9 protein-coding genes are annotated in these 12,676 nt (G+C 62.1%); 5 read left to right on the forward strand and 4 right to left on the reverse strand.

What is annotated here, in order from left to right; genetic code table 11:
• The first annotated feature begins 70 nt into the window (after window positions 1-70).
• From ACNQ62_RS02150 to ACNQ62_RS02170, 5 genes are all read left to right on the forward strand, one after another.
• The gene (locus ACNQ62_RS02150) at window positions 71-1,078 is read left to right on the forward strand and encodes an AAA family ATPase (protein WP_168592333.1); all 1,008 of its coding nucleotides are present in this window, start codon (window positions 71-73) and stop codon (window positions 1,076-1,078) included.
• Window positions 1,075-1,959, forward strand: coding sequence for a DUF58 domain-containing protein (locus ACNQ62_RS02155; protein WP_418094101.1), 885 nt, complete (start codon window positions 1,075-1,077; stop codon window positions 1,957-1,959). The genes ACNQ62_RS02150 and ACNQ62_RS02155 overlap by 4 nt, the downstream gene beginning before the upstream one ends.
• Window positions 1,956-4,718, forward strand: coding sequence for a DUF4159 domain-containing protein (locus ACNQ62_RS02160; RefSeq protein WP_418094102.1), 2,763 nt, complete (start codon window positions 1,956-1,958; stop codon window positions 4,716-4,718). The genes ACNQ62_RS02155 and ACNQ62_RS02160 overlap by 4 nt, the downstream gene beginning before the upstream one ends.
• Window positions 4,715-6,757: a hypothetical protein gene (locus ACNQ62_RS02165; protein WP_418094103.1), complete on the forward strand. Its 2,043-nt coding sequence runs from the start codon at window positions 4,715-4,717 to the stop codon at window positions 6,755-6,757. The genes ACNQ62_RS02160 and ACNQ62_RS02165 overlap by 4 nt, the downstream gene beginning before the upstream one ends.
• A gap of 103 nt (window positions 6,758-6,860) precedes the next feature.
• Complete coding sequence (locus ACNQ62_RS02170) at window positions 6,861-9,002, forward strand: response regulator (RefSeq protein ID WP_418094104.1); 2,142 nt, start codon at window positions 6,861-6,863, stop codon at window positions 9,000-9,002.
• Here ACNQ62_RS02170 and yaaA read toward each other — a convergent pair.
• From yaaA to ACNQ62_RS02190, 4 genes are all read right to left on the reverse strand, one after another.
• Window positions 8,987-9,766 (reverse strand): peroxide stress protein YaaA, encoded by a 780-nt coding sequence (yaaA, locus tag ACNQ62_RS02175; RefSeq protein WP_184583588.1) that lies wholly within the window; start codon window positions 9,764-9,766, stop codon window positions 8,987-8,989. The genes ACNQ62_RS02170 and yaaA overlap by 16 nt on opposite strands.
• Before the next feature lie 29 nt (window positions 9,767-9,795).
• A complete protein-coding gene (gene recQ / locus ACNQ62_RS02180; RefSeq protein ID WP_184583589.1) occupies window positions 9,796-11,841 on the reverse strand; it encodes a DNA helicase RecQ in 2,046 nt (681 codons plus the stop codon).
• A 109-nt stretch (window positions 11,842-11,950) separates the two neighbouring features.
• A complete protein-coding gene (locus ACNQ62_RS02185) occupies window positions 11,951-12,238 on the reverse strand; it encodes a YggT family protein (protein ID WP_005850500.1) in 288 nt (95 codons plus the stop codon).
• Window positions 12,239-12,340: 102 nt separating this feature from the next.
• Complete coding sequence (locus ACNQ62_RS02190; RefSeq protein ID WP_235183734.1) at window positions 12,341-12,667, reverse strand: BLUF domain-containing protein; 327 nt, start codon at window positions 12,665-12,667, stop codon at window positions 12,341-12,343.
• Window positions 12,668-12,676 lie beyond the last annotated feature (9 nt).

Consider the following 12,676-nt stretch of genomic DNA (forward strand, 5'->3'; position numbering starts at 1 on the left):
TGCTTTTGCCATTTCCTGTTCACACGATACACTTACATCTAACTGATATAACCCCGAGGACGCAAAAGTCATGACCCAAGCCCGCGATATGGTAGCAGAAATCGAGACGCTTGGCGAAAAGCTGGCCGAGGCGAAGGCCTCGATCAACCGGCGTTTCATCGGGCAGCAACGGGTCGTTGACCTGACGCTGACGGCCCTGCTGTGCGGTGGCCACGGGCTGCTGATCGGTTTACCGGGTCTGGGCAAGACGCGGCTGGTCGAAACGCTGAGCACGGTAATGGGGCTGGATGGCAATCGGGTTCAGTTCACGCCCGATTTGATGCCTGCCGATATTCTGGGGTCAGAGGTGCTGGACACCGCCGCCGATGGCACCCGCGCGTTCCGCTTTGTCGAGGGGCCGATCTTTTGTCAGTTGCTGATGGCGGACGAGATCAACCGCGCCTCGCCGCGCACCCAGTCGGCCTTGCTGCAGGCGATGCAGGAAAAGACCGTGACCGTCGCCGGACAGGACCGCGCCTTGGGGCATCCGTTTCACGTGCTCGCCACCCAGAACCCCATTGAACAAGAAGGCACCTACCCGCTGCCCGAGGCCCAGCTTGACCGCTTTTTGGTGCAGATCGATGTGGCCTACCCCGACCGGGAGACAGAGCGGGATATTCTGCTGGCCACCACAGGGGATACCGATGCGCAGGCCGCATCCGTCTTTACCACGGCAGAGCTACTGGCCGCGCAAACGCTGCTGCGGCAGATGCCCGTGGGTGAATCGGTGGTCGAGCTGATCCTTGATCTGGTCCGCGCCTTCCGCCCTGACGGGCCTGATGCCAGCCCGCAAGTGCGCGATACCGTGGCGTGGGGCCCCGGCCCCCGCGCCGCGCAAGCGTTGATGCTGACCGTGCGGGCCCGCGCTTTGTTGCAGGGGCGTCTGGCACCGTCGGCGGAGGATGTCATCGATATGGCCCGTCCTGTGTTGCTGCACCGTATGGCGCTGAACTTCGCGGCGCGCGCCCGAGGCGACAGCCTATCTGCGCTGATTGACACAACTGCTGCCAGCCTGATCGGGAAAAAGGCCGCGGCGTGAACAGCCCCGACACCCTTCGCATCCGATCAGAGGAGCAAGCCGCCCGTTTGCCCGCGCTGCTGGCCCGTGCAGAGCATCTGGCCGGTGCAGTCCTGCTGGGTGCTCATGGGCGTCGACGCGCAGGGGTGGGGGATGATTTCTGGCAATACCGTCCGGCACAGGCCGGGGATAGCCGTCGCAGCATCGATCACCGGCGTTCGGCAATGGGGGACCATGAGTTCGTGCGCGAACGCGAATGGCAGATCGCGCAGTCGGTCATGCTTTGGGTCGATCAGGGGGCGTCCATGCGCTTTGCCTCGACGGCTGCGTTGGAACAGAAGGGCGACCGCGCGCGGCTGATCGGGTTGGCGCTGGCGATCCTGCTGCAACGGGGCGGTGAACGGGTCGGGCTGACCGGCAGCGCCCTGCCCCCGCGATCCGGCAGGCCGCAGATCCTGCGCCTTGCCGAAGCCCTGTGTCAGGACGACGCCGCCGACTACGCCCCGCCGGAACATCGCGCCATGATCCCCCATGCACGGGCTGTGTTCATCTCTGACTTCATGGGTGATCTTGCGGGGGTGACCACCGCGCTGACCAAAGCGGCGGACCGCGGGGTGCGCGGCGTGTTATATCATGTGCTGGACCCCTCGGAGGAGGCCTTCCCCTTCACCGGCCGCACCATCTTTGAAAGCGTCGGCGGCACGCTGCGCCACGAGACCTTGAAAGCGAACGACCTGAAAGACCGCTATCTGGAACGGCTCGCCGCGCGCAAGGCAGAGCTGCGGCATCTTTGTGCCCTGACCGGCTGGCAGTACGGGCTGCACCACACCGACAGCACCGCACAATCGGCGCTTTTGTGGCTCTATGCGGCGCTGGATACGCGCAGCGGGGGGGCAGCATGACCGTTCTAGGGGGCATCGGCTTTACCGCGCCGTGGATGCTGCTGGCGCTTCTGGCGTTGCCGATCCTGTGGCTGATCCTTCGCGCGGTGCCACCTGCGCCGATCCGCCGCCGCTTTCCCGGCGTGGCACTGCTGCTTGGGCTGAGCGATGATGAAAGCGTGTCGGACCGCACGCCGTGGTGGTTGCTGCTGCTGCGCATGCTGGCGGTGGCCGCGTTGATCATCGGGCTGGCCGGACCGATCCTGAACCCGCAGGAGGAACAGACCCAAGGCACCGGCCCGCTGCTGATCGTGCTCGACGGGTCTTGGGCGGGAGCCACGCGTTGGCCTCAGCAAACCGAAGCGCTAGAAGCGCAGTTGACCCGTGCGGCACGCGCTGGTCGCACTGTCGGTTTTCTTGCCCTCACCCGACCAGAAGCACCCGCCTTTCAATCCGCTGACGCATGGCGCAGCCGCCTGGCCGGGTTTGATCCCGCCCCTTGGCAGCCCTCCCCCGCCGACATTGACCGCGCGATAGAGATCGCGGACACGCTTGGCGGTTTCGATACCCTGTGGTTCAGCGACGGGCTGGCCTATGCCGGGCGCGACGCGGTGCTTGATGCGCTTCAGGGCAAGGGCAGCGTCGAGGTCTATCAGACTGGTGCAGACGTACTGGCACTGGCCCCCGCGACCTATGAGGACGGGGCGATTACCCTGACCGCCAAGCGCGCCCTCGCTGGTGCTGAGCGGTCAGTGACCATCACGGCGCAGGGCCGTGATCCGGCGGGGAATATCCGCGTCCTTGCCAGCGTTCCGGCCACATTCGACGCAGGATCAACGCAGGCCAGCGCGGCCCTGTCCCTGCCCGCAGAGCTGCGCGCGCGGATCACGCGTTTCGACATCGCGGGCCAACGCTCCGCCGGGGCGACGACGCTGGTGGATGATGCGCTGCGGCGACGCGAGGTTGGGCTGATCGCCGGGCGGGAAAACCGCGAGGGGCTGGAGCTGCTGTCCCCCCTGCACTACATCGAACAGGCCTTGGCCCCCGCCGCCGATCTGATTGAGGGGGGAATTGGCGATGTGCTGCCCGCAAACCCCGATGTGATCGTACTGGCCGATATCGCGACCCTATCGGAGGCAGAGCAGGCCCCCTTGATCGACTGGATCGAAGCCGGTGGCATGTTGGTGCGTTTCGCCGGTCCACGCATCGCTGCCAGCGACATCAGCCGAGATACCGAAGACCCTCTGATGCCTGTGCGCCTGCGGGCCGGTGGCCGCAGTGTCGGCGGCGCAATGAGCTGGGGCGCCCCGAAAACGCTGGACAGCTTCCGCGAGTCCTCTCCTTTCTACGGTCTGGAGATACCGCAGGATGTGACCGTCTCGGCCCAGGTCGTCGCGCAGCCCGACCCGACACTGGCAGAGCGTGTGATCGCGTCGCTGAGCGATGGCACCCCGCTGGTCACCCGCAAGCAGGTAGGACAGGGGCAGATCGTATTGTTTCACGTGACAGCCACGGCCGAGTGGTCGACGTTGCCGCTGTCGGGGCTGTTTGTGCAGATGATGGAACGGTTAGCGATTTCTTCATCTTCCGCCGGTATCGAGGCTTCGGACCTACAAGGCACGACGTGGACGCCCCTGCGCGTGATGGACGGGTTTGGCACATTGTCTGACGCGGGTACGCTGCCCGGTGTGGACGGGGCTGATCTGATGGCCGCGCCTGCGGGCCCAGACCTGCAACCGGGGGTCTATGCCTCTGGCGATCGGCGCATTGCGCGCAATGTGGTGGTTGCAGATACCACATTGACCCCCGCGGCATGGCCAGCGGATATGCCAGTACGTGGGCTTGATGTGGCCGATGAACAGCCGCTTGCCGGTTGGCTGTTGTCCCTGTCGATTCTACTGCTGCTCGCTGATGTCATCGCGTCGCTGTCCTTGTCGGGGCGGCTGCTCAGGCAAAGCAATGCCGCAGGGCTGATCCTTGCGGCGCTGATCTATGCACCGACGCAGGCCGATGCGCAGGCGGACGACAGCTTTGCCCTGAATGCCACGGCGGAGATGACGCTGGCCTATGTGATCACCGGCAACGCGTCGGTTGACGAGATGTCGGATGCCGGATTGCGCGGGTTGTCGGATACGCTTTATTTCCGCACCTCGGTCGAACCTGCCAACCCCATCGGGGTAGATCTGGAGCGGGATGAGCTTGCTTTCTTCCCCATGCTATACTGGCCCATCACCCCCGATCAGCCCCGCCCTTCGGATGCGGCCTATCGCAAGCTGAACGACTATCTGCGCTCCGGCGGGATGATCCTGTTCGACACACGTGACGCGAATATCGCGGGCTTCGGAGCCGCCAGCCCCAATGGGCGCAAGCTACAAGACCTCGCCGCGCCGCTGGACATCCCTCCGCTTGAACCCTTGCCTGCGGATCACGTGCTGACCCGCACGTTCTATCTGCTGCAGGACTTCCCCGGACGGCACAGCGGGCGCGATCTGTGGGTAGAGGCATCGCCCCCCGACGCCGAACAGGTAGAGGGGATGCCGTTTCGCAATCTGAATGACGGGGTGAGCCCGGTTGTCATCGGTGGCAATGACTGGGCCGCGGCCTGGGCCGTATCCTCGAACGGCGCGCCGATGGTACCGATCGGGCGCGGTTTCGCCGGGGAACGTCAGCGCGAGCTGGCCTACCGCTTCGGCGTCAATCTGGTCATGCATGTGCTGACCGGCAACTATAAATCCGATCAGGTGCATGTGCCTGCGCTGCTGGACAGGTTGGGCCAATGACATCGACCATCATCTTCGACCCGCTGATCCCGCTGCCGATGCTATGGGGCGTTGCCGCACTGGCGCTGGTGGCCGTTGCCTTGGCGGTGCTGCGCGGGTTGCAAGGCTGGGCGCTGCGGGGGGCAGCGATGCTCGTCGTTCTGGCGGCGCTATCTGGCCCCTCCGTGCAGCAGGAAGACCGCGCGCCGCTGACCGATATCGTCGTGATGCTGGAAGACGAAAGCGCCAGCCAATCCCTCGCAGACCGGCCCGCACAAACCGCCGCCGCCGCCGAGACGTTGGCGGCACAGATCACCGCGCGCGAGAATACGGAACTGCGCCGCGTGACCGTGCCCGATGGAGAAGGCGATAGCGGCACGCAGCTGATGACCGCCCTGTCAGAGGTGCTTGCCGAAGAGCCGCGCGCCCGGATCGCTGGCATCCTTGCGCTCAGCGACGGGCGCATTCACGACGCCGACCTGCCAGTCGATCTGCCCGCACCGATGCATCTGTTGATGACCGGGAAGCAAAGCGATTGGGATCGCCGCCTGTCCGTCCGCAACGCCCCTGCCTTTGCCATCATCGGCGAACCCGTGACCCTGACCCTGCGCATCGACGACCTCGGGGCCGCCCCGCAAAAAGACGCGCTGGCCCCGCTTGAAATTTCGGTCGATGGGGAGCCGCCGCAGACCTTCCGCGTCCCCGTGGGGCAAGATCTGGAACTTCCCGTCACCCTGCCCCACGGCGGGCGCAATGTGATCCGGTTCTCGCTGCCCGAGGCCGAAGGAGAGCTGACCGACCGCAACAATGCCGCGCTGATCCAGATCAACGGGGTGCGCGACCGCCTGCGGGTGCTTCTCGTCAGCGGGGAGCCGCATCAGGGCGGGCGTACGTGGCGCAATTTGCTGAAATCAGACAGCTCTGTCGATCTGGTGCATTTCACGATCCTGCGCCCGCCGGAAAAACAGGATGGCGTGCCGGTGGACGAACTTTCGCTGATCGCCTTTCCCACCCGCGAGTTGTTCATGGAAAAGATCGAGGATTTCGATCTGATCATCTTTGACCGCTACAAACGCCGCGGCATCCTACCGTCGCTATATCTTGAAAACGTCGCCAATTATGTGCGCGGCGGGGGTGCTGTGCTGGTCGCTGCCGGGGCGGATTTCGCGAGCGCCGACAGCATCTACCGCTCCCCCCTCGGAGAGGTCTTGCCCGCCACGCCGACCGCGCGGGTGATCGAACAGCCCTACCGCCCGCTGGTGTCCGAGCTGGGGCACCGCCATCCGGTAACCAGCGGCTTGCCCGAACAGGAAACATGGGGACGCTGGCTGCGGCAGATCGATGTGGCCGATCCCTTGGGCCATGTGGTGATGACCGGCGAAGATGACCGGCCGCTGCTGATCCTGAACCGTGTGGAGGAAGGGCGCGTTGCGCTCATGGCGTCTGATCATGCGTGGCTTTGGAACCGTGGCTATGAAGGTGGCGGCCCGCAGCTAGAGCTGTTGCGGCGGCTGGCCCACTGGATGATGAAAGAACCCGAGCTTGAGGAAGAGGCCCTGACCGCCACAGCCGAAGGCCAGACCATGCGCATCACCCGTCGCACGCTGGGGGATGACATCCCGCCTGTCACCCTGACCAACCCCGATGGCAGCACGGCAGAGATCACGCTTTCGCCAGCCACGCCGGGTGTCTTCGAAGGGGTTTACGAAGGCCCCGAGATTGGCCTTTACCGGCTGGAAAATGGCGACCAAAGCGCGGTGATCGGTTTGGGACCCGCCGCCCCGCGGGAGTTTGTGGAAACGATTGCCAGCGACGAAACCCTCGCCCCCGTACTTGCGCCCCTGCGCGGTGGTGTCGCGCGGATCGAGGACGGCCTGCCTCGCCTCCGCGACATACGTGTCGGGCGCCCCGCAGCCGGACGTGGATGGATCGGTCTGACCCCTCGCAACGCCTATGAAACACGTGACGTGCGGCAGATGCCTATCTTGCCCGCGTGGCTCGTCCTGTTGCTGGGCAGCGCCCTGATCCTTGCAGCATGGCTGCGCGAAGGGCGGCGTTAACCTTAAAAACAACGCCACCGCCCGATAAATCACGTAACGATTAAGCAGTTGTTCACCCCGAGCCCCCCATGATCCCCCCGATAGGAGGGATTCGGAGCTTTGGATGAAACCAGCTGACCAGCTTGCCCGTGAACAACGCCGCCGCGCAGAGGTGGAAGCGCTGCTTGAACAAACCCAGGCAGAGCTTTGTGCCGCTTATCGCAAGCTGGATGACCACGCGCAAAATGTCTCTGTCGAGATTTCTGAAACACGGGCGGAGGTTGAAAACATCCGCGGCGAAAACAAACGGGTGATGTCCGATCTTTGTGCCGCGCGCGAACAGATCGAACTAACCCAACGCCGGCTGTGGCATTCGGTCGAAACCATCCACGACGGCTTTGCCTTTTTCAACAAAGACAATGAAATGATCATGGCCAATCGGTCTTATCTGGCCGTGTTCGACGGTATTGATGCCATCCGCCCGGGTGTCAGCTATTCTACCATCCTTCGCGTGCTCACCGATGAGGGGATCGTTAACATCGGGCGCCGTACGCCAGAGGAATGGCGCGCCAAGATGCTTCTGCGATCGCAGCAAAAGGCTCCGGCACCCATCATCATAAAGCTTTGGAATGGCGCATATATCAAGATTGTCGATCAAAGGGGAAAAGGCGGTGATATCGTATCACTCGCCCGCGACATTACCGAAACCGTGGAATATCAACGCAAGCTTGTCGATGCCCGCGCCACGGCCGAAGCAGCCAACAGCGCGAAATCCCTTTTCCTTGCCAAGATGAGCCACGAAATCCGCACACCGATGAACGGGATCGTAGGCATGACGGAGGTGCTTGGCGATACCGCGCTGACCCAAGACCAACGCCTATATGTCGACACCATAAAGACCTCTGGTGAAGCGTTGCTGGTCATCATCAACGACGTTCTGGATTTCTCGCGCATCGAGGCAAACCGCCTGAGCATCCACCCCGCCCCATTTGATCTGGAACGTGTCTTCCAAGAGGTACTGCTGCTTTTACAGCCCCTTGCGGTGCAAAAGGGGCTGGACCTCGCGCTGGATTACGACCTGTTCCTGCCGCGCAAACTGGTCGGCGATGCAGGGCGTATCCGGCAAGTGCTTACCAACCTGGTGGGAAATGCTGTTAAGTTTACGCAAAATGGGCATATCCTGATCCGCGCCACGGGGCTTCCCGACGCGGGCTCTGGCAACGTGCTGATCAAAATCTCTATCGAGGATACGGGCATCGGCATCGCGCCGGACATGATTGAACATATCATGGGGGAATTTACCCAAGCCAGCAGTGACCCCAGCCCCAATGCAGAGGGGACGGGACTGGGGCTCGCCATCTGCCAACGTCTGGTACAACTGATGGGGGGCGAGATTTGGGTCACGTCAGAGCATGGGGTTGGGTCGTGCTTCGGCTTCGAACTGCCCCTGAAGGCCCAAGAGGACAGTGCCGCGCCACCGCTTAAGCCCCCCCCCTTCCTGCGCCATGTCCTGATTGTCGAAAGGGAAACGATCTGCCGATCAATCTTGCAGCGCAATCTGGAACATATCGGTGTGCGCGTGACTTCCTGTGGCACCGGTGAAGCGGGGCTGGCCGCGCTGGACGGAAGTATTGATCTGCTGCTTGTCGACGACACGCTGCCCGATATGGACGGGATCGAATTTGCCCGCGCTGTACATGGCTCCGACCCCGCGACCGAGGTAATCCTGTACAGTCAGACGCCCGACAAGATTCGCGATAGTATGGATGATACGAGCGTGCGCCGGATCATGAAGAACCCGATTAGTGTCACCGAGCTGCTGGCCGAGGTGTCAACGATGCAGCCGGTGCCCGTTGGTACCCGTCCGATGCGGGTCTTGGCGGCCGAGGACAATAAGACCAATCGTCTGGTGCTTCGAAAGATGCTGCAACGGCTGAACATCGACCTGCAACTTGCCACCAACGGGCAAGAGGCAGTTGCGCTGTTTGAAACCTTCCGGCCCGATCTGGTGTTCATGGACATCTCTATGCCCAAGATGAACGGCAAAGATGCCGCCGCCGCCATTCGTGCGCTGGAAGACGGGGCAAGCAGCTGCCCGATTGTCGCGCTGACAGCGCATGCCATTCAGGACGAAAAGGAAAGAATACTCGCCGCCGGGCTGGATCATTTCCTCACCAAACCCCTGCGCAAGGCTGAGCTTGTGGCGCTCCTTAACCGTTACTGCCCCAACGCGGCTTTCCCGCTAGAGGGTCAGCTGGTGGGATAGGGCCGCACAAATACGGGTTTTTCCGGCGTCGACAGCTCTTTCTGCCATGCGTACCCGCCAACATCGAAATCCTTGATCGCCTCGGCGTCGGTAAGGCGGTTCTGCACCACGAAACGCGCCATCGCGCCACGGGCTTTCTTGGCGTAAAAGCTGACAATCTTGGGCCCTTTGCCGTCCGATTTATCTTCCATAAACTGTGGTGTCACAACCGTCGGCACCAGCGCCTTAAGATCGACCGCGCCGAAATATTCCTGACTGGCACAATTCACCAACGCCTTGCTGTTGGTCTGTTCCGCCTGTTCGTTCAACGCTTCGGACAGACGCGCGCCCCAATAGTCGTACAGCGATTTGCCCCGCGGGGTTTTCAATCGGCTGCCCATCTCAAGCCGGTAGGCCTGAATGGCATCCAAGGGTCGCAGCACACCATAAAGTCCCGACAGAATGCGCAGGTGATCTTGGGCATAGTCCAGTTCATCAGGGTCCAGGCTGGTCGCTTCCAGCCCCTGATAGGTGTCACCAGCAAAGGCAAAGGCAGCGGGGCGCACAACATCGGGGGACGGATTTTCCTTGAACGCGGTGAAACGGTCGCGGTTCAGCTTGGCCAGTTTCTCGCTCAGGTGCATCAATGATTGCAAATCACCAACGCTCAGCTCGCGGGCCACCTTGACCAAGGCGACCGCATCTTCCTGCAGGTCGGGCGTCGTCATAGCGACGTCGCGTGGGGTCCAGTCCATTTTCTTGGCGGGAGAGATAACGGTCAGCATGGATTTTCCTTTTTTGGTCGCAGCAAGAGCTAGCCCGCTTGTTGCAAAACGTCCAGAAATGCGGGGCCAAACCTTTCGGCGCGTTTCTCGCCCAAAATGCGTTCGATGGCATCAAGGTTCGGCGCGTGCAGCTGCGCCACTTTTGCCAGCAGCGAGGTCGAGCAGCTCAACGGTTTTTCGCCGCCATCCGCCCCACGAGACAAGGTGGTTTGCACTTCGCGGAGTTGATCGAACACCGATCCTGCCGCGCGCCCCGCCAGCTTGCGCCGCGTCGGGTGCATCTCGGCGGCGGCCCCGTTGATCACCTCTAGAAACGCATCGCCAAAGTTCTCGAGCTTTTTGGCCCCCACCCCGCCGATACGGGCCATGGCGTCCAGTGTATCCGGGCGTTTCTCGGCCATCTCGATCAGGGTGCGGTCATTAAAGATGATATAGGCGGGCACTTTGGCGGCTTCTGCCAGCCCGCGTCGCTTCGCCTTGAGCGCAGAGAGCAGCGGCGCGTCCTCGTCGCTGACCATCGCCTTGACCGCAGGACGGCGCTGCGATGCGGCGGCGCGGATACTGTCCCGGCGCAGAGAGATCGACGCCTCACCGCGCAGGATTGGCAATGCGGCATCGGTCATGCGCAGCGCACCGTGACGCGCGGCATCGGGGCGCACCAGATCGTGCCCCATCATTTGCCGGAACACCGCCTGCCATTCGCGTTTGTCATATTCCTTGCCCACGCCATAGGTCGGTAAATCGCTGTGCCCGCGTTCACGGATTTTATCGGTTTCATTGCCCAGCAGGATGTCGATCAGATGGCCTGCGCCAAACCATTCCTCGGTGCGCAGCATCGCCGACAGCGCCTTGCGCACGGCGGTGGTCCCGTCAAACACATCGACAGGCGTATCACAAAGGTCGCAATTGCCACAGGTGACATCGGTTTCATCAAAGTATTTCAACAGGTTCGCACGGCGACACGCCAATGCTTCGGCCAGCCCCAGCAGCGCGTTCAGCCGTGCATGATCAGCGGCGCGCCGTTCGGGCGGGGCGAGCCCTTCGTCGATCTGGCTGCGGCGCAAACGGATATCATCAGGGCCGAACAACGTCAGCGTCTCGGCCGGCGCACCATCGCGACCCGCCCGCCCGATTTCTTGATAGTAGGCTTCGATGGATTTGGGCAGATCGGCGTGGGCCACCCAGCGGATATCCGGCTTGTCGATGCCCATGCCAAAGGCCACTGTCGCCACTACAATCAGCCCGTCTTCCTGCTGGAAACGGCGTTCGGCGGTGCGGCGGTCGTCCGCCTCCATCCCGCCATGATAATGCAGTGCCAGATGTCCGTCGTCGCGCAACGCTTTGGCCAGCCCTTCGGTCTTGGCCCGCGTTCCGCAATAGACGATGCCCGACTGCCCCCTACGCCCTGACGCAAAGTTCAGTATCTGCGCGCGCGGCCCGTTTTTGGCCGCAAAAGCCAGATGGATATTGGGCCGGTCGAACCCGCGCAGGAAGGCGCGCGGGGGGACACCATCGAATAGTTTCTGAACGATCTCGGCTTGGGTTTCCGTGTCCGCCGTTGCGGTGAACGCGGCCAGCGGAACGTCAAGCGTGCGACGCAATTCGCCGATGCGCAGGTAATCGGGGCGGAAATCATGGCCCCACTGGCTGACGCAATGCGCCTCGTCCACGGCGATGAGCGATACGCCAACCCGTTTGAGCATGCCCGTAACCGACCCGGCAGCGAGCCGTTCGGGGGCCATGTAGAGCAGCTTGAGCGTTCCGGCCTCAAGCCCTTCCCACACGGCATCGGTTTCCTCTGGCGTATTGCCAGAGGTCAGTGCCCCCGCCCCGACGCCAAGCTCTTGCAGCGCGCGGACCTGATCGCGCATCAGCGCAATCAACGGCGATATCACCACCGTCACCCCGTCGCGCAAAAGTGCAGGCATTTGGAAACAAAGAGATTTACCACCACCCGTGGGCATGATGGCCAATGTGTTTTCGCCGGCGGTAACGGCCTCTACGATCTCTTGTTGGCCGGGGCGGAACCCGTCAAATCCAAAGACATCACGAAGTAGCGTGGCAGCGCCTGACATGAAAAACCCAACTGTATCTAACCTGCAGTTTGCAGAATCTCATAGTCGCGGGCGGGGAACAATCCCTGCCCGTGCGTCCGGCGGGGTCTTTGCCCCAGCAGCCACCCGATCAGTAGAACAGCGCGGCGTTGTTGATCAGCAGGATACGCAAAACGGCAACGGCGATCAGAACGACCAGCGGTGCCAGATCAAGCCCGCCCATTTGCGGCAGAAAGCTGCGGACCCGGCCGTAAACAGGCTCCAACAAGCGATTCAGCCCATCCCAAACTTGCGCCACCAAAGGTTGACGAAGATTTAAAACCTGAAAATTAATCAGCCAGCTCATGATGACATGCGCGATGATGATGAACCAAACGATGTTCAGCAGAAGCATCAGGATCTGAAACAGGGATGTCATAAGGGGGCCTTTCGTTGCACAGCGCGAAAGTAGGTGCGCTGGCAACAAAGAACAAGAGCGGCAGCGCCTTGGCACCGCCGCTCTTGGTAAAATCGCATCACATCACGCTTGCATCGCGTTAATGACGACAGAAAAATCCAGACTATCGACCTGAAGCATCGACCAATCGGCGAAATGCCGTGTCTCGATCGGCTTTTCGTCGAGGATTTTGAAGCCGCTGTGACGACTGTCTTTCTGGATGTTTTCGATCAACTGGCGGATGGCGGCTTCTTCGCCCTCAAGCACCTGACAAAAGTTGCGTCCGTTGTAGGCCAAGGCACCGGTGACACCGTGTTTTTCATTCTCGCGCACAGCGACGGTAAATATGTCGGCAACATCCGCCTTAGAGACCGAAGGAACTGCGGTGCTGAAGTACAAAAGCCGGATCATCGACATACG

Source organism: Sulfitobacter sp. SBS6, from assembly GCF_048285585.1.
Classification (GTDB): Bacteria; Pseudomonadota; Alphaproteobacteria; order Rhodobacterales; family Rhodobacteraceae; genus Sulfitobacter; species Sulfitobacter pontiacus.

What these genes read in the sequence shown, in the direction of transcription:
- ACNQ62_RS02150 (WP_168592333.1), top strand. Translation starts at nt 71, where the DNA reads ATGACCCAAGCCCGCGATATGGTAGCAGAAATCGAGACGCTTGGCGAA.
- ACNQ62_RS02160 (WP_418094102.1), top strand. Translation starts at nt 1,956, where the DNA reads ATGACCGTTCTAGGGGGCATCGGCTTTACCGCGCCGTGGATGCTGCTG.
- ACNQ62_RS02165 (WP_418094103.1), top strand. Translation starts at nt 4,715, where the DNA reads ATGACATCGACCATCATCTTCGACCCGCTGATCCCGCTGCCGATGCTA.
- ACNQ62_RS02170 (WP_418094104.1), top strand. Translation starts at nt 6,861, where the DNA reads ATGAAACCAGCTGACCAGCTTGCCCGTGAACAACGCCGCCGCGCAGAG.
- yaaA (WP_184583588.1), bottom strand. Translation starts at nt 9,766, where the DNA reads ATGCTGACCGTTATCTCTCCCGCCAAGAAAATGGACTGGACCCCACGC.
- recQ (WP_184583589.1), bottom strand. Translation starts at nt 11,841, where the DNA reads ATGTCAGGCGCTGCCACGCTACTTCGTGATGTCTTTGGATTTGACGGG.
- ACNQ62_RS02185 (WP_005850500.1), bottom strand. Translation starts at nt 12,238, where the DNA reads ATGACATCCCTGTTTCAGATCCTGATGCTTCTGCTGAACATCGTTTGG.
- ACNQ62_RS02190 (WP_235183734.1), bottom strand. Translation starts at nt 12,667, where the DNA reads ATGATCCGGCTTTTGTACTTCAGCACCGCAGTTCCTTCGGTCTCTAAG.